The sequence below is a fragment of the Symbioplanes lichenis genome, from assembly GCF_030709675.1.
GTDB classification, from domain to species: Bacteria; Actinomycetota; Actinomycetes; order Mycobacteriales; family Micromonosporaceae; genus Actinoplanes; species Actinoplanes lichenis.
In genome coordinates, this window is sequence record NZ_JAUZQD010000003.1 from 586,974 (window position 1) to 607,599 (window position 20,626).

20 protein-coding genes are annotated in these 20,626 nt (G+C 71.9%); 14 read left to right on the forward strand and 6 right to left on the reverse strand.

What is annotated here, in order from left to right; all coding sequences use genetic code 11:
• The first annotated feature begins 6 nt into the window (after positions 1-6).
• Complete coding sequence (locus tag RAN62_RS09770) at positions 7-363, forward strand: PRC-barrel domain-containing protein (protein ID WP_305784204.1); 357 nt, start codon at positions 7-9, stop codon at positions 361-363.
• On the opposite strand, the gene RAN62_RS09775 is transcribed toward RAN62_RS09770, so the two are convergent.
• Positions 360-872: a 2'-5' RNA ligase family protein gene (locus tag RAN62_RS09775; protein WP_305784205.1), complete on the reverse strand. Its 513-nt coding sequence runs from the start codon at positions 870-872 to the stop codon at positions 360-362. The two genes, RAN62_RS09770 and RAN62_RS09775, sit on opposite strands and share 4 nt — an antisense overlap.
• A 107-nt stretch (positions 873-979) precedes the next feature.
• Here RAN62_RS09775 and RAN62_RS09780 point away from each other — a divergent pair, with 107 nt between their 5' ends.
• From RAN62_RS09780 to RAN62_RS09795, 4 genes are all read left to right on the forward strand, one after another.
• Positions 980-1,591: a hypothetical protein gene (locus RAN62_RS09780; protein WP_305784206.1), complete on the forward strand. Its 612-nt coding sequence runs from the start codon at positions 980-982 to the stop codon at positions 1,589-1,591.
• Entirely contained in the window at positions 1,591-3,102 is a 1,512-nt protein-coding gene (locus RAN62_RS09785) for a glycosyltransferase family 2 protein (protein WP_305784207.1), read from the forward strand. Before RAN62_RS09780 ends, RAN62_RS09785 begins: the two co-directional genes overlap by 1 nt.
• Before the next feature lie 152 nt (positions 3,103-3,254).
• Positions 3,255-4,337, forward strand: coding sequence for a Fic family protein (locus RAN62_RS09790; protein WP_305784208.1), 1,083 nt, complete (start codon positions 3,255-3,257; stop codon positions 4,335-4,337).
• A gap of 10 nt (positions 4,338-4,347) precedes the next feature.
• Positions 4,348-5,343 carry a serine hydrolase domain-containing protein gene (locus tag RAN62_RS09795; protein WP_305784209.1) on the forward strand — a complete coding sequence of 332 codons (996 nt, stop codon included), beginning with the start codon at positions 4,348-4,350 and terminating at the stop codon, positions 5,341-5,343.
• Positions 5,344-5,389: 46 nt separating this feature from the next.
• On the opposite strand, the gene RAN62_RS09800 is transcribed toward RAN62_RS09795, so the two are convergent.
• Positions 5,390-5,938 (reverse strand): hypothetical protein, encoded by a 549-nt coding sequence (locus tag RAN62_RS09800; RefSeq protein WP_305784210.1) that lies wholly within the window; start codon positions 5,936-5,938, stop codon positions 5,390-5,392.
• Positions 5,939-6,101: 163 nt separating this feature from the next.
• Here RAN62_RS09800 and RAN62_RS09805 point away from each other — a divergent pair, with 163 nt between their 5' ends.
• Complete coding sequence (locus RAN62_RS09805) at positions 6,102-8,195, forward strand: FUSC family protein (protein ID WP_305784211.1); 2,094 nt, start codon at positions 6,102-6,104, stop codon at positions 8,193-8,195.
• Here the strand turns inward: RAN62_RS09805 and RAN62_RS09810 are convergent.
• Positions 8,192-9,742 (reverse strand): sensor domain-containing diguanylate cyclase, encoded by a 1,551-nt coding sequence (locus tag RAN62_RS09810; RefSeq protein ID WP_305784212.1) that lies wholly within the window; start codon positions 9,740-9,742, stop codon positions 8,192-8,194. The genes RAN62_RS09805 and RAN62_RS09810 overlap by 4 nt on opposite strands.
• Before the next feature lie 130 nt (positions 9,743-9,872).
• Between RAN62_RS09810 and RAN62_RS09815 the strand changes: the two genes are divergently transcribed.
• Both RAN62_RS09815 and RAN62_RS09820 read left to right on the forward strand, forming a co-directional pair.
• Positions 9,873-11,243 (forward strand): UDP-glucose dehydrogenase family protein, encoded by a 1,371-nt coding sequence (locus tag RAN62_RS09815; protein WP_305784213.1) that lies wholly within the window; start codon positions 9,873-9,875, stop codon positions 11,241-11,243.
• Positions 11,244-11,309: 66 nt separating this feature from the next.
• Positions 11,310-12,029 carry a hypothetical protein gene (locus tag RAN62_RS09820; RefSeq protein WP_305784214.1) on the forward strand — a complete coding sequence of 240 codons (720 nt, stop codon included), beginning with the start codon at positions 11,310-11,312 and terminating at the stop codon, positions 12,027-12,029.
• Here RAN62_RS09820 and RAN62_RS09825 read toward each other — a convergent pair.
• Positions 12,026-12,694 (reverse strand): copper homeostasis protein CutC, encoded by a 669-nt coding sequence (locus RAN62_RS09825; RefSeq protein ID WP_305784215.1) that lies wholly within the window; start codon positions 12,692-12,694, stop codon positions 12,026-12,028. The two genes, RAN62_RS09820 and RAN62_RS09825, sit on opposite strands and share 4 nt — an antisense overlap.
• Positions 12,695-12,861: 167 nt before the next feature.
• On the opposite strand from RAN62_RS09825, the gene RAN62_RS09830 reads away from it, so the two are divergent.
• Complete coding sequence (locus RAN62_RS09830; RefSeq protein WP_305784216.1) at positions 12,862-15,324, forward strand: LamG-like jellyroll fold domain-containing protein; 2,463 nt, start codon at positions 12,862-12,864, stop codon at positions 15,322-15,324.
• Between the two features lie 24 nt (positions 15,325-15,348).
• Here the strand turns inward: RAN62_RS09830 and RAN62_RS09835 are convergent, their stop codons facing one another.
• On the reverse strand, positions 15,349-16,635 hold the full coding sequence (locus RAN62_RS09835; protein WP_305784217.1) for a S1 family peptidase: 1,287 nt from the start codon (positions 16,633-16,635) through the stop codon (positions 15,349-15,351).
• On the reverse strand, positions 16,628-16,960 hold the full coding sequence (locus RAN62_RS09840) for a CU044_2847 family protein (protein WP_305784218.1): 333 nt from the start codon (positions 16,958-16,960) through the stop codon (positions 16,628-16,630). Before RAN62_RS09840 ends, RAN62_RS09835 begins: the two co-directional genes overlap by 8 nt.
• Positions 16,961-17,039: 79 nt before the next feature.
• Here RAN62_RS09840 and RAN62_RS09845 point away from each other — a divergent pair, with 79 nt between their 5' ends.
• The 5 genes from RAN62_RS09845 to RAN62_RS09860 all read left to right on the forward strand — a co-directional run bounded on the left by RAN62_RS09845 (position 17,040) and on the right by RAN62_RS09860 (position 20,625).
• A complete protein-coding gene (locus RAN62_RS09845) occupies positions 17,040-17,777 on the forward strand; it encodes an LLM class flavin-dependent oxidoreductase (RefSeq protein WP_305784219.1) in 738 nt (245 codons plus the stop codon).
• Positions 17,778-17,882: 105 nt separating this feature from the next.
• A complete protein-coding gene (locus tag RAN62_RS09850; RefSeq protein ID WP_305784220.1) occupies positions 17,883-19,274 on the forward strand; it encodes an OFA family MFS transporter in 1,392 nt (463 codons plus the stop codon).
• A complete protein-coding gene (locus RAN62_RS41355) occupies positions 19,271-19,378 on the forward strand; it encodes an MFS transporter small subunit (RefSeq protein ID WP_438874479.1) in 108 nt (35 codons plus the stop codon). The genes RAN62_RS09850 and RAN62_RS41355 overlap by 4 nt, the downstream gene beginning before the upstream one ends.
• 48 nt (positions 19,379-19,426) lie before the next feature.
• Positions 19,427-20,131: an SDR family NAD(P)-dependent oxidoreductase gene (locus RAN62_RS09855; RefSeq protein ID WP_305784221.1), complete on the forward strand. Its 705-nt coding sequence runs from the start codon at positions 19,427-19,429 to the stop codon at positions 20,129-20,131.
• A 17-nt stretch (positions 20,132-20,148) separates the two neighbouring features.
• Positions 20,149-20,625, forward strand: coding sequence for a GNAT family N-acetyltransferase (locus RAN62_RS09860; protein WP_305784222.1), 477 nt, complete (start codon positions 20,149-20,151; stop codon positions 20,623-20,625).
• The last annotated feature ends 1 nt before the right edge of the window (position 20,626 follow it).

The window sequence follows — 20,626 nt, forward strand, 5'->3', positions numbered from 1 at the left end:
AGGAGCATGTTCCCTGCTGAGAACCTGCGCGACTGGCGCGGGGAGAAGGTCATCGACCCCGACGGCGACAAGATCGGCGACCTCGAGGCGGTGTACGTCGACACGGCCACCGACCAGCCGGCCTTCGTGACCGTGAAGGTGGGCATCATCGGGCGGCACCGGCTGGCGTTCGTGCCGGTGGACGGGGCGACGGTGCTGCCGAGCGCGGTGCGCGTGCGCTACGGCAAGAAGCTGGTCGGGGACGCGCCGAGCATCGACCTCGACGGCGAGCTGACCGCCGCGGACGAGCCGGGGGTCTTCGCGCACTACAACCTGCCCTATGTCACCGGCGCCTCCGGGGAGCGCCGGCTGGCCCGGCGTTAGGTCAGCGGGTACGCGATGTCGTTGGCGTGGTCGGCGACGGCCGCGCCCGCCACGTGGGCGCGTACCGGAAGGATCTCCAGGCAGCGGCGGACGGCCTGGGCCATCATCGGGTTGGGCACGCGCAGCGACACCGTGCAGTGGGGGATCCAGCGCCCCGGCCGGTAGTGCTCCCACACCTCCACGCCGCCCGCCGCCAGCCGCTCGTGCACGGCCTGGTGATGGCCGAGCAGCTCGGCCGTCGGCGTGACGCCGAGCCACAGCACCCGGCCGACGAACTGTCCCGTGAAGTCCAGGTCGAGCGTCAGCTCCCGGGCCACGGGCAGGCCGTCGAGCGCCTTCGCCACCGCTGAGGGGTCGAGGGTGCGCGCCGCCGCCAGGGACAGGTGCGGGCGGTGCTTCTCGTGCAGGGACCCCATCGTGGGGATGCCCTCGGCCTCCAGTGCGCGCCACAGCGTCCGGAGCCGCCGGGTGGCGTCGACGTCGAGATAAAGCTCCAGGGCCGCAACCATTCGATCACCGTATCGGTTGCCTCAACCTTCGCTCAGGAACGCTCAGCTGCCGGAGGGCCCCGCCGACAGGCACGGTCGACCCCGTTCCGACGCGAAGGGCCCCACCTGTGCGCTTCCCCCGACCTGTGGCCGCCGGCCTGGCCGCCACCGTGCTGTGTGCCGGCCTCACCGGCTGCACCAGCCTCAGCGAGCTCACCAGCAGCAGCAAGTCGCTCGGCGTCAAGGCCTCTCCCTCCGCTGCGCCGACGGCCAAGGCCAGTGCCACCCCCAAGGCGCCCGTACGCCCCAGCGGCCCCCTCGACACGGGCACGGTCACGCATCGCATCGACCAGGGCAACTTCTCGGTCGCGCTGACCTACTGGACCTCGGACAACGCGAAGCTCTACACCGCGGACTCGCTCAAGACGATCAATGTCGCCGCGCACATCGAGGACGCGGACAGCACCCACCGGGTGTCCGTGAGCACGTTCCAGGTGACCCAGGACGACGGGACCAAGCGGGCGAACGTCGCCACCGACAACGGCAAGTTCGACGTCACCCCGCCGTACCCCTACAACACCGTGGTCGTCGTCCCGGCCGCCACGGCGGGGGCGAAGACGCTCACGCTCAGCTTCCGGATGGACCTGCTCGTGGAGACCGCCCCGAAGTCGAACAGCTACTACCGCTCCACCGCGCTCGACACCCTGACCCTGCCGCTGCTCACGAATGGTGCCAGCTGATGTCCGAGACCAGTCCCGGCCTGCGCCGGGCCACCGACCGCCAGATCCTGGTGCCGCGCAGTGCCAAGGCGGGACCACTGGCGCTGCCGCCGGCCGTACCCCAGCTGCTGGAGCTCGAGGCCGTCGAGACCGCCGCCGGGGAGATCGCCGCGGTCGCCGCCGCCACCCCGCGCAACGCGACCATCAGCTGCATCATCCCCTGTTACAACGAGCAGGAGACGATCGCCGACGTCCTCAAGAGCCTGCTGGCGCAGACCCGGCTGCCCGACGTCATCCACGTCATCATCAACAACACCGACGACGACACGCCCGAGATCGCGCGGAGCTTCGAGGGCCGGCACACCCGTACGGTCAAAGGTGAGGACTTCGTTACGACGGTCCATGTGCACGACATGGGCGTCAACCCCGACAAGAAGGTCGGGGCGCTCAACTACGGCTACTTCCTGTCCCGCGGCTTCGACTACATCCTCGGCGTCGACGGCGACACGACACTCGCCCGCGACACCGTCGAGCGCCTCGAGCTGGAGATGACCGACGACCCGCGCATCGGCGGGCTCAGCGCCATCTACAGCATCGACAAGAACCGCAAGGGCCTGATGGCGCGCTTCCTGGTGGCCGGACAGCGCGCGCAGTTCGCCGCGTTCAACATGGACAACCTGCTGCGCGGCCGCAACATGGCCGTCCTCGGCGGGCAGTGCAGCCTCTTCAGCATCCGCGCGCTGGAGACGGTCATGATCCGCCACCACCAGCAGGCCCCCTGGGTGCGCGACAGCGAGGTCGAGGACAGCAAGCTCTCGCTGCAGATCAAGGACGCCGGTTTCAGTACGAAGATCAGCGCCACCGCCCGCGCCTACGTCGGCCCGATGACGAACCTCCGGGCGTTGCACGGCCAGCAGGTCAAGTGGAACTTCGGCGCCATCGACCTCTTCTGGCCCGGTCAGCGCGGCGACAACAAGGGCCAGCCGCTGCACCCCAACCTGCGCCTGCGCTGGTACGAGAACATCGCCATGGTCTTCAACATCGCCTCCCGCCTCGGCTTCATCCTGCTGCTCGTGGCCGCCCTGTCCATCCACGCCTTCGTCTTCAACCCGATCTGGCTCATCCCGCCGGCCGTCGCCGCCCTCCTCAACCTGCGCCTGGCCCTGGCCATGAAGGACAAGAGCGCGAGCGATCTGCTGTACGCGGCCCTGATCGTCCCGGCCGAGCTCTACATGTGGATCCGCATGGGCCACTTCGTCTCCGCCTGGACCCAGTTCCTGGCCCAGACCGACAAGGACAACTGGGCCGCCCAGGCCAACGCCGAGAAGGGCAAGGGCTCCGCCTACGTCATGCCCCTCGTCGTCCTGGTCGCCGTCCTGGGCGGCGCCATCTACGCCTGGACCCAGCAGAGCGTCGGCGTCCAGTCGGCGATCCTGTCCCTGGGCTGGCCGGTCCTCTACCTGGCCACGATCGCCCAGACGGTCTTCATGCTCCGCAAGCTGGTCCGCCGCCACCGCGGCTTCGCCGTCTGACCGATCGCTCGCGGCCCCGTCCGGATGATTTGGGGCGGGGCCATCGCGGGTCGATTGACGTAATGATTGCGTCATTCTATCATCGAGAGGTGCTTTTCCCGACTCCTACGCTGGCTGCTGCCGACCGTACCGTGCTGACGGACATTGAAGAGATGCGCGATCGGCTCCGTCATCAAGTCCAGGCCCGGCCGGGAAAGTGGACATCGGGGCTGCGGAAATTCCTGACGGCTGATGCTGTTGCCGCGTCGAACTCCATCGAGGGGTTCCGGGTCAGCACGCAGGATGTGCAGGACCTCATGGACGGCGAGCGGGACGTCGACGTGTCCGACGAGAACCGCGAGGAGACGCTCGCCTACCAGCGCATGATGACGTACGTGCAGTCGCTGCACGACGCCGCCGACTTCGAGTACAGCAAGGGTCTGCTCAATGCTCTGCACTGGATGTTGCAGGGGCACCGCCACGCCCGGAACAAGCTGGCCGGACAGTGGCGTGCCGGCCAGGTCTACGTCACCGATCCGCGCGACCCCGAGGTGGCGGCGTACACGGCGCCCGGCGCGGCCGACGTGCCGGAGCTCATGGCAGAGCTGGTCGCCTGGCTCAACGCAGCCGACGACACGCATCCGCTGATCCGCGCGGCCATGGCCCACCTCCATCTGGTGTCGATCCATCCGTGGGCGGACGGCAACGGGCGGATGTCGCGGTCGCTGCAGACTCTTCTGATCGCCCGGGAGGGTGTCCTCGCCCCGGAGTTCTCCTCGATCGAGGCGTGGCTCGGCCGGCCGGGCAACACCTGGGAGTACTACCGTGAGCTGCAACGGCGGGGTCCCGTCTATCAGCCGGACCAGGACGTGTCGGGGTGGGTCCGCTTCAACTTGACCGCCTATCACCAGCAGGCGCAGACAGTGCAGCGCCGGATGGACAAGTCCGCCGCGGTCTGGGACCAGCTCGCCGGTTTTGCCGGAAAGACAGGGCTGGACGATCGCGTTGTCTCGGCGTTGCATGACGTGGCCATCGGGGGCCGGGTCCGGCGTACGCGATATGAGCAGGCCGAGGGGCTCACGCTGCAGCAGGCGCAGCGGGACCTGCGGGACCTGGCCGCCGCCGGGCTGCTCGCCCCGGTCGGGCGTACCCGGGCTCGTTTCTACACCGAGGGGCCCCGGTTTCCCGGGGAGATCCTGGAAATGGCACGCACACCCTTCTCGCTGACCGCGCCCTACCCGGACGACATCCGCTAGAAAGAACACTATGGACTGGCGGCGGAGGTTGGCGGCGATTCTGGGGGAGGAGTCGGCGGCGGGACGGTTCGCGGGGACCGTGCTCGTGACGCGGCGGGACGAGGTGCTGTTCGAGGGGGCTTACGGGCCGGCCGACCGGGAGCGGGAGATTCCGGTGAGCATGGAGACGCGGTTCTCCGTCGGGTCGATCACGAAGCTTTTCACGGCGACGCAGGTGGTGCGGCTCATGCAGGACGGGCTGGTGACGCCCGGCGATCCGGTGGGGCGGCATCTGCCGGACTACCCGAACGCCGAGGTGGCGGAGAAGGTCACCGTGCATCACCTTTTGACGCACACCGGCGGGACCGGAGACATCTTCACCGACGACTATTGGGAGCGGCGGGCGGAGGTTCGGACGCCGCAGGAGTTCATCGGGATGTTCGGGGAGCGGCGGCCGAGTTTCGAGCCGGGCAGTGCCTATGACTACAGCAACTACGGCTACATTCTGCTGGGGGCGATCATCGAGCGGGTCGCCGGCGGCTATGGCGAGCATCTGGAGAGGGCCGTGCTGCGGCCGGCCGGGATGAGCCGGTCGGGGATCGGGGCCGAGCCGGAGGTCGCCGTCGGTTACACGGGCGACGACGGGGTGCCGAACACCGACTTCGACGTGGTGCGGGGCAACCCGGCCGGGGGTGCGTATGCCACGGCCGGGGATCTGCGGCGGTTCGTGCTCGCGGTGCTGCACCATGAGCTGCTCGACGCCGCGCACACCGAGCTGCTGACGAGCGGCAAGGTGAACGCGGGGTTCGGCGGGCGGCAGGCGTACGGCTTCGGGGAGCTGAGCGTGCACAGCATCCGGTCGATCGGGGGCGCCGGCGGGTTCCCGGGGGCGAACGCCGTGCTGACCCTCTATCCCGGGTCGGAGCACGTCGTCGCGGTGCTGGCCAATCAGGACCCGCCGGTCGCCGAGCGGGTGGCGCAGTTCATCAACTTCGCGCTGCCCGCCTCCGACCTGCTGCACCGGTGAGGAGACAGCGCGCTGCCCGCGTCCGATCCGCTGCGCGCATGAGCATTCAGCGGGTGAAGCGGCTCAGGAAGCCCTTCTTCACCTCGCTCGGCCGCTGCTGCTCGCCGGCCAGCGCGCTGACGACGATGAGCGCGCCGGTCAGCACCGGGACGACCCACTGCAGGGCGGAGAGCTGCTTCTGCGCCTTGGCCACGTCGGCCGGGGTGCTTGCGGCGGGCTCGGTGCCGGCCAGTGCGGGCACCGACTCGTCCTGGGCGACCTTGCGGCCCAGCACCCGGCTGTAGCCGGTCACGGCCAGCGCGGCCACGGTCAGGCCGGTCTTGGCCAGCGCGGTCGAGGCGGCGCCCTGCTGCACGGCCAGCCGGCCGCTGTTGCCGACGAGCTCGCCGACGCTGCCGGCCAGGTGCGCGCCGATCGCGGTCGCGTTGACCGGCGTCCACTTGTTCCACCCGGTGTTCGCGACGCGGCCGGTGCCGTCCGCCGTGTCGGCCTGCGCGGAGGCCGGGTTGAGGGCGACCGCGTTGGCGAGCGTGCCGCCGAACCAGGCGGCGAGGCCGACGTCGTGCAGGGAACGGGACAGGGTGTTCGTAGCCACTGAATCCTCCGGGTTCGAGTTACGGTTCCTCGTCGGCTACCCGGGGCACGGCCCGCTACACCGCCGCGCGGCGTCGTGAGAGTGACAGTTGTCGCTGCTGAGAGGCCCCTTCGGACCGTTTGGCGCGGCCCCGGCCGGGTAGCCGCGCGTACACTCCCGGACCATGCGATGGGCGCGGGCGCGGGATCCGGTGCGGCGGGCGGGGCGGGTCACGGTGGTGGCGTGCCTGGGCTTCTTCGTCTGCCGGTACGGGCTTCAGCAGCCCGCCATGGCCCCGTACGCGCTCTTCGGCGTCGTCGCGCTCGGCGTGCTCTCGCAGATCTGGGGGAGTCCCGGGCGGCGGGCGCGGACGTTGCTGGCCGTGCTGCCGGTGTGCTGGGTGCTGGTGACGCTGGGCACGCTGCTGAGCGTGAGCACGTGGACCGCGGCGGCCGGGATGTTCGTGCTCGGGTTCGCGATCCCCTTCGCCGGGGTGGGCGGGCCGCGGCTCGTGGGGCTGGCCGCCGGCATGCAGCTGCTCTACATCTTGCCCTGTTTCCCGCCGTACGACCCCGGCGCCCTGCCGTGGCGGCTGGCCGGCGTGACCCTGGCCGTGCTGCTGCTGGCCGCCGCGGAGCTGTGGCTGTGGCCCGATCGCACGCCGGTTCCGTACCGGGAGAAGCTGGGTGACGCGGTCGAAGCCGTTGCCGGATGTCTCGGCGCGGTGGCGGCGATGTGGGCGGGTGACCCGGCCGGGCGGGAGCGGCTGGCGGCGCTGTTGCCGGACGCGACCGAGGCCAGCGACGCGTTGCGGCCCTCGCGGTTGCCGGCGATCCAGCGGCCGGCGTCGGCGGGGCGGCGGGACCGGGCGCTGAGCGCGGCGGCGGGGACGGCGCGGCTGATCCTGGGGCGCGCGGTCGACCTCTACTTCCACGACGACGCGGGCGCGCTCGGCAAGGCGGCCGCGGCGGAGCTGATCCGGGTGACGGCGGGGTGTGCCCAGGCGGCGGCCGACTGTCTGCGGGGCCGCGGGGAGCTGCCCGACACGAACCTCATCGCGGCGGCGCTGGCGGACTTCCGGGCGGCGCGGGAGCGTACGGACCCGAACGGGGTTGATCCTGATCTCCTGCGGCTGGGCTCGCACGCGCTGAGCGTGGGCGAATGGACCAAGAACCTCGTCGCCGAGCTGCGCATCGTGGCCGGCGAGCCGGTGCACCGCTCCGACCGCTACTGGTACGCGGACCAGCCCGCCTGGCGCCTCTGGTGGCACCGGCTGCGCGAGCACCTGACCCCGCGCTCGGTCTATTTCCAGGGCGCGCTGCGGCTGGCCGTCGCCCTGGCCTGCGCGCGGGTGCTGGCCGGGGTGCTCGACCTGTCGCACGGCTTCTGGGTGCTGCTGACGATCATCACGCTGCTGCGCACGTCGGCGGCGGAGACCCGGTCCGCGCTGCGGCCCGCCCTGGTGGGCACGGTGCTCGGCTCGGTGGCGGCCGCGGTGGTGCTCATCGCCGGTCTCGACCCTCTGGTGTACGCCGTAGCGCTCCCGCTCGTGATGCTGATCGGCAACGCCGCGGGGCCGTTGCTCGGGCCCGCCTGGGGTCAGGGACTGTTCACGGTGACGATCGCCCTGGTGTTCGCGCAGCTCGCCCCGGTCGACTGGCGGCTGGCCGAGGCCCGGGTGCTCGACGTCACGGTCGGCGCGGTGATCGGCGTGCTCATCGGCCTGTTCGCGTGGCCGCGGGGCGGGGCCGGGGAGCTGCACCGGGCCACGTCGGCGTTCCTGAGCGACGGGGCCGCCGTGGTGCGCGAGACCGTGCGGGTGCTGTCCCGGCACGGTGCGCGGGACGGCGCCCTGGTCCGGGCGCGGCACGACGAGCGGCTGGCCGGGGCGTCGTACGCGCTCTATCAGACCGAGCGGCACGGCCCGGCGCCGCTCGACTGGCAGGCCACGCTCATCGCCGGGCAGCACGCGGTGCGCGGGGCCGAGGCGCTGCTGCGGGTCACCCCGGAGGGCCGGCTGCTCCCGTGCGCCACGGTCCTCGACGCGGCCGCCGCCGACGTGGCCGGGCGGTTCGAGGCCGCCGCGGCCGCCGTGCTCGCCGAGCGCCGCCAGTCACCGGCCGGGCCCGCGCCGGAGCTCGACTGGCCGACCGATCTGGGACGGGACCTCTATCACCTGGCGGATCTGCGGGTCTGGCTCGACGGGCTGCGCGAGGACCTGGCCCGGATCGTCGGCCGCCCCGGCCGCACGGGCCCGGTGCCGGTCAACCTGGCCTAGGGTCTGTCCGGCGACTCGCCTGATCCGCGGGACAGACCCTGAGCCGCCGCGACTCCGCCGCCGGTGCGCTTGGCCTGGTACATGGCGGCGTCGGCCGTACGCATCAGGGCGGCCATGCCCGCCGCCTGGGCCGGGAACATGGTGATGCCGACGCTCGCGCCGATGTCGACGCGGCTGCCCTCGACGGTGTAGGGCGCGCACAGCCGCTCGTGCAGGCGCTGGGCGATCGCCCCGGCCTGCTCCTCGTCGGGGTCGCGGGTGAGCAGGACGGCGAACTCGTCGCCGCCGAGCCGGGCCACCACGTCGTGCCCGCGGACCGCGCGCTGCAGCCGGCGGCCGACCGCCTGGAGCAGGGCGTCGCCGGCGTGGTGGCCGACCGTGTCGTTGACCCGCTTGAAGCCGTCCAGGTCGATGAGCAGCAGGGCCAGCCGCTCGCCGGCCGCGGTCGCCGCGGCGACCTCCTGCTCGGCGCGTTCGAGCAGGTGGGTGCGGTTGGCCAGGCCGGTCAGGGCGTCGTGGTACGCCTGGCGGGTGAGCTCGGCGACGTGCAGCTGCTCGGCCTGGCGCAGCCGGGCGCCGTCGACGACCAGGGCGCCCTCGAGCGCCATCTGCTGGGCGAGCGTGCGGTCGCGGCCGGTCCAGTGCCGGGGGCCCGTGGTGTCGCCGCACAGCACCATGCCGACCGGGCCGGACGCCGACATCAGCGGCAGCACGACGATCGAGCGCAGCCCGAGCGTCTCCACCAGCCCGCCGGGGCGGGTCGCCGCGGCCGACGTGTCGTCGAGCAGCAGCGGCGCCCCGAGCTCGTGGACGGTGCGCCAGACGGGGGAGTCGGCGGCGAGGCGGCCCTCGAGCGCCCGGGTCAGGGCGGCCTCGGTCGCCGGGGGCAGGTTGATGCCGGTCACGCAGCTGATCCGCCCGTCCGGGCCGATGAGGTGCATGGCGGCCCGATCGGTGCGGAACGCCTCGTTGGTGATCCGGGCGAGCACCCGGCCGGCCGCCTCGATGGACCGGGCGCCGGCGCCCTCCTCGTACATCTTCTTGATCGTGTCGGTGGCGTGGGTGACGTACTGGCGGTCGCGCTCGGCCGCGAGCACCTGGAGCGTCGCGGCGAGCTGCAGGGCCACCCCGGCGGCGACGTCGGGGAGCAGGTTGTCCAATTCTTCACCGGTGAGCACCGCGACGCCGTGCGTCTGGCCGCCCATGCGCAACCTGAGGGCCGTACGGTCGGCCACACGCACCCCCGGCGCTCCCGCAGCGACGCGGAACACCCGCCCGGCGACCTTGAGATCGTCGGCGGCAGCCGGTCCGAGGGTCTCGGCGACGCGCAGGCTGCCGTCGTCGGGGTCGAGGGTGAAGACGGTGATCGCGCGCAGGCCGCAGGCGCCCGCCAGCCGCCGCGCGATCAGCTGCAGGGCATGGGCCAGCGAGGGGATGTCCCGGGTCATCGCCTCCACGAGATCGACGAGCAGCCGCAGCTGCTCGGCGCGCGGGGAGAGCACCGCGACAGTGTCGCTGTCGGTGTGCATCTGGATGCCGGGAGTCACGACGGTAAGCATCGGCACCGGCGTGACGCGCCTGAGCGTCCGGGTGGTGCGGGTCATGGTGACCCGACCGACTACCGTTCGACCGACCGGGTACTTCCTGCCCGGCGGAACGCGAGAGGGAGTACGGGCCATGAGGGTGTGCGTCGTCGGTACCGGGTACGTCGGTCTCACCACCGGCGTCAGCCTGGCGTTTCTCGGCCACGACGTGACCTGTGTCGACCTCGATCAGGCGAAGGTCGACCTGCTGTCGGCCGGCCAGTCGCCGATCTACGAGCCGCACATGGACAGCCTGCTCGCCGACTCCGCCGAGCGCCTGCGCTTCACCACCGACTACGGCGCCGCGGTGCCCGAGGCCGAGGTGGTCTTCATCGCGGTGCAGACCCCGTCGCTGCCCGACGGCAACCCCGACCTGCGCTACCTGCGCTCGGCGGCGGAGAGCGTCGGCGCGCACATCGGCGAGGGCTTCACCGTGGTGGTGAACAAGTCGACCGTACCCATCGGCAGCTCCAACTGGGTCGACTCGATCCTGCGCGAATCGTTCGAGCGCACCCACGAGCGCCGCAGCAACGGGGAGTTCTCGGTCGCCTCCAACCCCGAGTTCCTGCGCCAGGGCGCCGCGATCAAGGACACGCTCTACCCCGACCGGGTCGTCGTCGGCTCCGACAACCCGCGCAGCCTCGACGTGCTCAACCGCCTCTACCGGTCGCTGCTCAACCAGACGTTCACCCCGCCGACCTACCTGCCGCGCCCCGCCGAGCTGGGCGCCGTGCCGATGGTCTCCACCGACCTGGCGTCGGCCGAGCTCATCAAGTACGCGGCCAACGCGTTCCTGGCCCTGAAGATCAGCTTCGCCAACGAGATCGGCCAGCTCGCCGGGCGCGTCGGCGCCGACATCACCCAGGTCACCCGGGGCATCGGTCTCGACACCCGGATCGGGCCGCGCTTCCTGCAGCCCGGCATCGGCTGGGGCGGCTCCTGCTTCGGCAAGGACACCGCCGCGCTGATCGCCACGGCCGCCGACTACCACCTCGAGATGCCGATCGTCGGCGCCGCCCGCGAGGTCAACCAGCTCCAGCGCCGCCTCGTCGTCGACCGCCTCCTCGACGAGCTGCGCATCCTCAAGGGCCGCCGCATCGGCCTGCTCGGCCTGGCCTTCAAGCCGGACACCGACGACATGCGCGACGCGCCCGCCCTCGACATCGCCCGCATGCTCCTCGACCGCGGCGCCCGCATCTCCCTGCACGACCCGGTCGCCGCCGACCGCTTCCGCCGCGAGCAGCCCGACCTGGTGCAGTACCTGGCCGACGACGTCGAGACGGTCTTCGACGACAGCGACGCGGTGGTCCTGGTCACCGAGTGGGCCGAGTACCTCGACCTCGACTGGGGCAAGCTGGCCGGCCTCATGCGCTCCCCGGTCATCCTCGACGGGCGGCACATCCTCGACCCGGAGAAGCTGGGCCGCTTCGGCTACCGCTATCTGGCGGTGACGTCGACGCGGTGAAGCTGTTCCTCGCATCGGTAATGTCGACGCGGTGAAGCTGTTCCTCGCATCGGTAATGTCCACGCGGTGAAGCTGTTCCTCGCGGAGGGGCCTGCCGGGACGCTGCTCAGCACCCGGGCGCCGTTCACCCGGGTGCCCTGCGACCGGCTCACCCTGGGCGCGATCGTCGTCGTCCGGCCCCGGCCCGGCGAGGAGGCGGCCGACGCCTTCGCGCCCCCGCGTGCGCCCTGGTGGCGCGGCTCGCGCGGCGCGGCCGAGCCGGTGCACCGGTGGGTGAGCGCGCCGGAGGACCGGCAGCCGCTGACCACCGCGGCGGACGCGGCGGTGCTCACCCTGCACCGGTGGCCGTCGCTGCGCCGCTACGTCGACCTCGACGACCCGGGCCCGGCCCTGGCCACGGCGCTGTGGGAGCTGGCCGGCACGCTGCTGGACCGCGGCCGGGTCCGCGCCACGCTCGCCGAGCTGATCGGCACGCAGGCCGAGCTGCCGGCCGGCTCCGGCCTGGTCGCGGAGATCGCCGAACGGGCGGACCTGGCCCGGGCCCGCACGGCCCGGCTCGACACCGCGGTCGCGGCGCAGGTCGGCCATCTCACCCGGCTGGCCGACGAGACGGAGGCCTTCGTTGAGCGGCAGGAGGCGCTGCAGCGGGCCCGGTCCGTGCTGCGCGACGCCGACTACCTGGTGCAGTCCGCCCCGGCGCCCGGGGTGCCGCTGCCGGACGCCGCGGATCTGGCCGACCGGACGAGCGCGGTGCTCGCGGCCTACCGGGAGCTGACCGCACCTTAGGGCAGGATGCGGCGCCAGAGCTCGACGAGGTGGGGGTCGACCGGGAGGGTGAAGGAGCCGCCGGGGCGGACGGCGCTGCCGACGTGGAAGGCGCGGACGCCGGCGCCGAGCAGGGGCGCCAGGTGATGCTGGCGGAGGCCGCCGCCCACCAGGACGGGCGGGGTGTTGCCGGCCTCGGTGAGGAGGGTGCCCAGGCCGGCCTCGACGCCCGACGGGCTGCCGGCGGTGAGGACGCCGTCGAGGCCGGGGAGGCCCTTGATCGCCTGCCACGCGGACTGGCGGTCGGCGGCGTGGTCGAGGGCGCGGTGGAAGGTCCACGGGCAGCCGTCGATCGCGGCGAGGACGGTTTCCAGGGCGGACAGGTCGACGTCGCCCGCGGGGGTGAGCCAGCCGAGGACGAACTCCTGGGCCCCGGCGTCGCGCAGGGTGCGGGCGGTCATGGCGAGGGCGGTCGCGTCGCGGGCCGCGTACCCGTCGGTGTCGCGCAGCATGACGCGGACCGGGAGGCCGGCCGCGGCCCGGACCGCCGCGACGGTCGCGGGGGCGGGGGTGAGGCCCTGGGCGCTCATGTCGGTGACCAGCTCGATCCGGCCGGCACCACCGTCGGCGGCGGCGCGGGCGTCGTCGGGCGTGAGGGCGATGACTTCCAAGATCGATTCTGGCACGGGCGCATCGTCCCACATTGACCTGAACGGCGAGGTCCGGGCGGTCCGGGGGATCGACATTCTTCGCTCGTAATCTTGACGTTACGTGAGCAACGTTGGTGAAATGTGTGAGGTCTTGTTCATTGTCGTAGGTCAATTCCTCCCCGCTCCGAGAGGATCCCCCACACATGATCAGAAACAGACATCTCGCCGTGGCGGCGGTGGCCTCGCTGCTGGCCGCCGCGGTGGCGAGCCCGGCCCGGGCCGCCGAGCCCACCTGGCACAAGGGCATCCCGCCGATCGCGACGCCGTGGACGGACGCGGTCGGCCCGGCCAACGCGCTGCCCGAGTACCCGCGCCCGCAGCTGGTGCGCGGCAAGTGGCAGAACCTCAACGGTGTGTGGGAGTTCGCCAAGGCCGCGGTCGGCGAGGCGCCGCCCGTGGGCCGGGCGCTGGGCGAGCGGGTGCTGGTCCCGTACCCCATCGAATCGGCCCTGAGCGGCATCCAGCGGCACGAGGACCGCATGTTCTACCGCCGCACGTTCACCGTGCCGGCGGGCTGGCGGACCGGCGGGCAGCGGCTCCAGCTGCACTTCGGGGCGGTCGACTACGACGCCAAGGTGTGGGTCAACGGCACGCAGGTCGCCACGCACCGGGGTGGGTACGACGGTTTCGACATCGATGTCACCGACGCGCTCACGGCCTCCGGGCCGCAGGAGCTGATCGTCTGGGCCGAGGACCTCACCGACGCGACCGGGCAGCCGATCGGCAAGCAGCGGCGGCAGAGCGACCGGGGCATCTTCTATCAGGGCAGCTCGGGCATCTGGCGTACGGTCTGGATGGAACCGGTCGCCGGGAGCAGCATCACCGAGCTGGTCCAGACGCCGTCCCTGGCCTCCTCCTCGCTCGAGCTCACCGCCGGTGTCGCGGGCGGCGCCGGGTTGCGGGTCCGCGCCACCGCGGCGGGCAAGGTCACCACGGGCGCCGCCGGGGCGAAGCTCTCGCTGCCGATCAAGCGGCCGCACCTGTGGACCCCCGATGATCCTTATCTGTACGACCTCAAGGTCGAGCTGCTCCAGGGATCCAAGGTCGTCGACACCGTCACGTCGTACTTCGGGATGCGCGAGATCGGTGTGCGGAAGGGCGCCGACGGCAAGAACCGGATCGCGCTCAACGGCAAGATCCTCTTCAACATGGCCACCCTCGACCAGGGCTTCTGGCCCGACGGGCTGAACACCGCGCCCACCGACGCCGGGCTGAAGTTCGACCTGCAGCAGCACAAGGTCATGGGCTTCAACGCCGTCCGCAAGCACATCAAGGTCGAGCCCGACCGCTGGTACTACTGGGCCGACAAGCTCGGCCTGCTCGTCTGGCAGGACATGCCCGCCGCCAACACCGGCCCGATCCCGGCCGAGTGGCGCGGCCAGTTCGAGGCCGAGCTGCACGAGATGGTCCGCGAGCACCGCAGCTGGACCTCGATCGTCGCCTGGGTGCCCTTCAACGAGGGCTGGGGCGAGTGGGACCGCGCCGCCACCGGCCGCATCGCCGACGAGGTCAAGGCCCAGGACCCGAGCCGCCTCGTCAACGCGCACAGCGGCGTCAACTGCTGCAACTCGCACGGCGACTCCGGCCGCGGCGACGTCATCGACCATCACCAGTACCTCGGCCCGGCCACCCCGCAGCCCGACGCCACGCGCGTCGCGATCGACGGCGAGCACGGCGGGTTCGGCCTGAAGACGTCCAACCACATGTGGTTCGGGGACGGGCAGGCGTACGAGATGGAGCCCGACTCCGCCACGCTCACCCGCAAGTACGTCGAGAACCAGCGCGCGGTGATCGACTCGGCGCGGCAGTGCGGCATCAGCGCGGCGATCTACACGCAGATCACCGACGTCGAGGGGGAGCTCAACGGCTTCTGGACGTACGACCGGCAGGTCGCCAAGATGGACCTCTCCCAGGTCCGCAAGATCAACCGCGAGATCATCGCCGCGGGCGGCGGCAGCGCGACCAACACCCCGCAGCCCCCGCCCGGCACACCCGGCCTCGGCGGCGTCGCGGCCTACCCCTTCGACGGCACGCCTTCGGACGTCGCCGGTGATCATGACGCGACGCTGATCGGCAGCCCCGGCTACGTCTCCGGCTTCTCCGGGGAGGCGCTCTCTCTGGACGGCTCCTCCCAGCACGCCGACACGGGCGCCCCGATCCTGGACACGTCCACGGATTACACGGCCGGCGCCTGGGTCAAGCTCGACAAGGCCGACGGCGCCTTCCAGACCGTCGTCAGCCAGGACGGCCCGGCGGTCAGCGACTTCTTCCTGCAGTACTCGGGGCAGGACCAGCGCTGGGCGATGAGCTTCGCGGGCGTCCGCGCCCTGTCGCCCACCAAGCCCGAGGTCGGCCGCTGGTACCACCTCGCCGGCGTCCGCGACTCGGTCAAGGGCGAGTTGCGCCTCTACGTCGACGGCCAGCTCGCCGGGGCGGTCAGCGCCTGCGCCCCGCAGGTCAAGCCGACCGGCAACACGGTCATCGGCCGCGGCAAGTACAACAGCAACCCGGTCGACTACCTGGACGGCGCGGTCGACGACGTCCGCCTGTTCGACCGGGCGTTGTCCGCGAGCGAGATCGCCCAGCTGGCGGCGGCTCCCCGCTGACGGAACGGCCCGTGCGGCGGCCGATCAGTCGCTGCACGGGCTCTCGCCGAGCGCACGCTCCTCGCTGTACCAGCGGGAGTCGTCCGGCATGACGATCTCCGTCATGACCAGGCGGCCGGATCCGGAGAGCTTGCCCTCGGGTTCGGCCGCGAAGGGTGTCGGCTGCCGGCGGCCGGCGAGGTAAGTGGCTGCTCCGGGCGTCAGATGTTCGGTCACTTGGTCGTACCAGCGTGACGGTCGGGGATCGGGCGGGTTGACGGCCTCCGGGTCCGACCAGCCGCAGCGTCTCAGCTCGACGCGCCGGCGGATGGTGACGGCGACTGCCCCGGGGGCGTCGGCGAGATCCAGGCGTAAGGCTGCCTGGGCGCCCTCGTCGGAATACAGGGTGCAGGAGCTGCCGTAGATCTTCGGCGGCTGCGGCCCGGGTTGTCCTATCGAGCCCACTGCCAGCAGAACCTGCTCCGAGCACAGTGCGTCCGCCGCGGGGCGGCTGGGTTCGCTCCCGGCGGGCAGCGAAACCGCTGCCTTGGGCTCGTCCGTCCGATCATCGTCGTCCGGTTGGAGCAGCAGTCCCAGAACGATGGCAAGGACGCCCACGGCAACGCCGAGCGCCACCATCGTCTTGTGCCGGATGCTTCGCCGGGACACGCGATGCCCTTGCGCGTCGATGGCATCCGGGGCGGTCGCGAGCCGCAAGCCGGAGGCCCGCGCTGTCGCCGACTCCCGCATGATCCCGGCGATGGCGGCGGAGGTCAGCGCGGCGGCATTACCGCCGTTTGCCGTGCCGCTCTCGGCCAGTCCGACGAGACCGGCGACACCGTGTCCCTCGATCCACAGCCCGCCCCCGCTGAACCCCTGCTCCACTCCGTACTCCGAGGTGGTGACGAGCCGGACCCAGCCCCAGCGGAGCTGGTCCTCCACGGTGCCGTAGGCGGTGCTCCCGGCGGGGTTGTCCTGCGGATGTCCGAATGCCCACCAGGGTTCGTCCCGCAGCTCCGGCGCGGCGCGCAAGTCGATCGGCGCCGGCCTGACCTGGGTGGGAACACGCTCCTCGAGGCGGAGGACGGCGACGTCGTCGTCACCGTTCTCCGGGGCCCACTCGAGGCGGGCCGGCCGGCGGAGTTTGTTCCGGACGCCCGCCCGGGGGAAGCCCACCCACACCGGGGCTCCGGCGTCGAAGACGTGCGCACAGGTCAGGATCCGGCGATCGTCGAGCACCACCCCGACGCCGGCCGGCGCGGCGCCGTCGGCCGGATCGGTGTAGATCGCGGCGACCCAGGAGGAGTCGCGAGGCTCGGTATGCCTACGCATCGGCAGGGGGTGGCTCGTCGCGGGCCCCGGGCTCGGGTCGCCAGGTCAAGGTCACCTCGAAACTCCCCTCAGTAGCGGCCTTGGCGACGAGCCAGTTCGCGGTGCCGGTCACCTTCACACCGAATTTGACCTCGACCTGGTCAGGGCCGGCCGCGCGGGCCTTCTCAAGAACATCGCGCGCGGCGGCGATCACTGGTTCGGCCGCCGCACTGACCTGACCCGCCAAGCCGGCGGTGGAAGCCGGGCGGAAGCCGGGAGGGGGCGTCACTTCGAACGAGACGAGGACACCGTCGTCGGTGGCGTACTGCACTACCTGCGTCGACACCGGCTCATCATAGATAGTGATCTATGCGTAAGACCTGTTTCGGTCGCCAGGCCGACAAGGAGGCTTTTACGGTGGCGCGATGAGATATGGACTGGAGTTGCCGTGCGGGGGCGACGGCGTCACGGCCGGGCTGCTGGTCGAGCTGGGAGTGCGAGCCGAGGCGGCCGGCTGGGACGGGGTCTTCTTCGAGGACTATCTCGTCTATTACCGGGGCGAGGCGCCGGCCACCTATGACCCGTGGGTGCTGCTGACGGCCATCGCCGCGCGGACGGAGCGGGTGCGGCTGGGGACCACGGTGTCCGGGTTGCTGGCCCGCGACCCGGTGAAGCTGGCGCGGGAGGCAGCGACCCTGCAGGCGCTGGCGCCCGGGCGGGTCGTGCTCGGCGTGGGGCTGGGGGATCCGGCCGACAAGGGGGCGGAGCCGTTCGCCGGGGCGCGCGGGCCGGAGATGGATCGGCGGCTGGCGCGGTTGCTCGATCTGCTGGGCGGGGAGGTGCCCGTGTGGGTCGGTGGGAGTGCGGAGGCCGGGGCGGTGCTGCGGCGGGCCGCGACGGCGCAGGGCATCGTGCCGTACAAGCTGAGCGACACGGAGGATTGGAGCGACTTCTCCGCGGAGGAAGTGCGGCGGCTGGACGTACGTCCGGAATTTGACATCGCGGTCGGCGGACGGCGGCGGCTGGCCGACGTGGCGGCGGAGCGGGCGGCGATCAAGGCTGTGGCCAGCGGTGGAGCGACCTGGTGGCTGGAATTCGTGCATCCCGGGGAGCCGGAGGGGATGCGACAGGCGGTCGGGGCCGGACCACTGAGAGTGGCCTGAGCGGGCCCAAGGGGCAGCGTTATCAGCTAATTGTTGCGGCAAGTTTTCGGCGGGTCGATGATGAGGCTCAGTAGATCTTGATTTCGGCCGGGGAGGCGCCCACATATGTTGTCCGCGTTGGATCGCAGCCGCTCGGTGGCGCCACCGGGGTTCAGCCGCTGGCTGATTCCGCCGGCCGCGCTCGCCGTCCACCTGTGCATCGGCCAGGTGTACGCCACGAGCGTGTACAAGAACTCGTTCGTCGCCCACTTCGACAGCTCGGCGACCGCCGTCGGCGTGATCTTCAGCATCGCGATCGTGATGCTGGGGCTGTCCGCGGCCGTCGGCGGCACGTGGGTCGAGCGCAACGGGCCCCGTAAGGCCATGTTCGTGTCGGCGTGCTTCTGGGCGGCCGGCTTCCTCATCGCCTCGCTCGGCATCAGCACCAAGCAGCTGTGGCTGGTCTACCTGGGCTACGGCGTGGTCGGCGGCATCGGCCTGGGCATCGGCTACATCTCGCCGGTGTCGACGCTGATCAAGTGGTTCCCGGACCGGCCCGGCCTGGCCACCGGCCTGGCGATCATGGGCTTCGGCGGCGGTGCGCTCATCGCGAGCCCGCTGTCGCGGCAGCTGCTGTCGTTCTACGACGCGAACTACGACCCGGACGTGGCGACGTCGGTGGCGGGCGGCGGCGCGCTCGTGGCGCTGTTCCTGACGCTGGGCATCGGCTACTTCGTGATCATGATGTTCGGCGTGGCCAACATGCGGGTGCCGGCCGACGACTGGAAGCCCGAGGGCTTCGACCCGGCCAGCATCAAGGCCAAGCCGCTGGTCACCACGGCCAGCGTGTCGGCGGCCAACGCGATCAAGACGCGCTCGTTCTGGATGCTCTGGATCGTGCTGTTCTGCAACGTGACCGCCGGCATCGGCATCCTCGAGCAGGCCAGCCCGATGATCCAGGACTTCTTCCGCGGCGGGGACGGCAAGTCGGAGGTCGCGGTGGCCACGGCAGCGGGCTTCGTCGGCGTGCTGTCGCTGTTCAACATGGCGGGCCGGTTCGCGTGGTCGACCACCTCCGACTTCATCGGCCGCAAGCGGATCTACATGGTCTACCTGGGCGTCGGCATGATCCTGTACGCGCTCCTCGCCTCGATCGGCGACAGCGTCGTGGCGGTGTTCGTGCTGCTGGCCGGCGTGATCCTGTCGTTCTACGGCGGCGGCTTCGCGACGGCGCCGGCGTACCTGCGGGACCTGTTCGGCACCTTCCAGGTCGGCGCCATCCACGGCCGGCTGCTGACGGCGTGGTCCGCGGCGGGCGTCGCCGGGCCGCTGATCGTCAACGGCTTCCTCGACGCGCAGGGCAAGCCGGGCACGCTGACCTCGTCGGCGTACCAGCCCGCGCTCTTCACCATGGTCGGCGTGCTGGCCGTCGGGTTCGTCGCGAACCTGCTGATCAAGCCGATCGCGGAGCGCTACCACGAGAAGCCCGCGGCGGCGGAGAAGGAGGCAGTGGCGTGAAGTCCACGACGACGGTCCGGCTGGTGCTCTCGTGGGCGCTGGTCACGGTCCTGCTCGGCTACGGCGTGATCGAGACCGGCATCACGGCCGCCAAGCTGTTCTGAGCTGTTCTGCCGGCGAGGCCCGGGCCCGCCGTCCGTAGAGTGATCACCATGGTCGATTCACTGTCCGGGCGGCGGGCTCTGGTCACGGGTGCCTCGGGCGGGATCGGCGCTGCCGTCGCCGAGGCCCTCGCGCGCGCCGGCGCCGATCTGGTCCTCTCCTACTCGGCCCACCGCGAGGACGCCCTCCGCGCCGCGGCCACCGCCGGCCGGATGGGCCGGATCGCCACCGTGCTGCAGGCCGATCTCAGCGGTCCCGAGGCCGGCCGCGACCTGCTGCAGCGCGCCGCCGAGAGCGGGCCCGTCGACCTGCTGGTCGCGAACGCCGGGGTCGGCATCGCCCAGGACTGGGACGAGGTCGACGACGACCTCTGGGCCCACACCCTCGCCGTGAACACCACCGCCCCCTGGCAGATGGCGCAGGCCGCCCTGCCGGGCATGATCGAGCGGGGGTACGGCCGCATCCTCTTCGTCTCCTCGGTCGCCGCCCTGACCGGCGGGGTGGTCGGCCCGCACTACGCCGCGAGCAAGGCGGCCCTGCACGGGCTGTTGCACCACCTCGCGCCCCGGGTCGCCCCGCACGGCGTGACCGTCAACGCGCTCGCCCCGGCGCTGGTGGCCGGCACGCGCATGCTGCCCGCCGCGGAGAAGAAGGGCGACCCCGCGGACATCGCGGCGATGGCCGTGGCGATGCTGACCAACCCGTACCTCACGAACAAGGTCGTCACGCTCGACGGCGGGCTCCATCCGGTCTGACCGGTAGGCTGCGGCGGGTGCCCGACATCCAGCTGCGCCCCGTCGCCGACGCCGACCTCGACGCGATCTTCGATTTCGCTCGCGACCCGGTCGCCGTCCGCATGGCGGCGTTCACCGCCGACGACCCGGACGACCGGGCCGAGTTCGACGCGCACTGGCGGCGGATCCGGACCGACCCGCGCATCCGCGACCGGGCGATCGTCGTGGACGGCGAGCTGGCCGGGACGGTGGCGAGCTTTCCGGTCGGCGCCGACACCGAGATCACGTACTGGCTGGGCCGGTCCTTCTGGGGGCGCGGCATCGCGACCGCGGCCGTGAGCCTCTTCCTGGAGACCTTGCCGGCGCGCCCGGTGCTGGCCCGCGCGGCCAGCGACAACATCGGGTCGCTGCGGGTGCTGCACAAGGCCGGCTTCCGGAAGATCGGGACCGAGATCGCGTACGCCAACCAGCGCGGCGAGGAGATCGAGGAGACCCTGCTGAGGCTGCCCGCCTGAG

What these genes read in the sequence shown, in the direction of transcription:
- RAN62_RS09770 (WP_305784204.1), top strand. Translation starts at nt 7, where the DNA reads ATGTTCCCTGCTGAGAACCTGCGCGACTGGCGCGGGGAGAAGGTCATC.
- RAN62_RS09775 (WP_305784205.1), bottom strand. Translation starts at nt 872, where the DNA reads ATGGTTGCGGCCCTGGAGCTTTATCTCGACGTCGACGCCACCCGGCGG.
- RAN62_RS09785 (WP_305784207.1), top strand. Translation starts at nt 1,591, where the DNA reads ATGTCCGAGACCAGTCCCGGCCTGCGCCGGGCCACCGACCGCCAGATC.
- RAN62_RS09790 (WP_305784208.1), top strand. Translation starts at nt 3,255, where the DNA reads ATGCGCGATCGGCTCCGTCATCAAGTCCAGGCCCGGCCGGGAAAGTGG.
- RAN62_RS09795 (WP_305784209.1), top strand. Translation starts at nt 4,348, where the DNA reads ATGGACTGGCGGCGGAGGTTGGCGGCGATTCTGGGGGAGGAGTCGGCG.
- RAN62_RS09805 (WP_305784211.1), top strand. Translation starts at nt 6,102, where the DNA reads ATGCGATGGGCGCGGGCGCGGGATCCGGTGCGGCGGGCGGGGCGGGTC.
- RAN62_RS09815 (WP_305784213.1), top strand. Translation starts at nt 9,873, where the DNA reads ATGAGGGTGTGCGTCGTCGGTACCGGGTACGTCGGTCTCACCACCGGC.
- RAN62_RS09830 (WP_305784216.1), top strand. Translation starts at nt 12,862, where the DNA reads ATGATCAGAAACAGACATCTCGCCGTGGCGGCGGTGGCCTCGCTGCTG.
- RAN62_RS09835 (WP_305784217.1), bottom strand. Translation starts at nt 16,635, where the DNA reads ATGCGTAGGCATACCGAGCCTCGCGACTCCTCCTGGGTCGCCGCGATC.
- RAN62_RS09845 (WP_305784219.1), top strand. Translation starts at nt 17,040, where the DNA reads ATGAGATATGGACTGGAGTTGCCGTGCGGGGGCGACGGCGTCACGGCC.
- RAN62_RS09850 (WP_305784220.1), top strand. Translation starts at nt 17,883, where the DNA reads ATGTTGTCCGCGTTGGATCGCAGCCGCTCGGTGGCGCCACCGGGGTTC.
- RAN62_RS09855 (WP_305784221.1), top strand. Translation starts at nt 19,427, where the DNA reads ATGGTCGATTCACTGTCCGGGCGGCGGGCTCTGGTCACGGGTGCCTCG.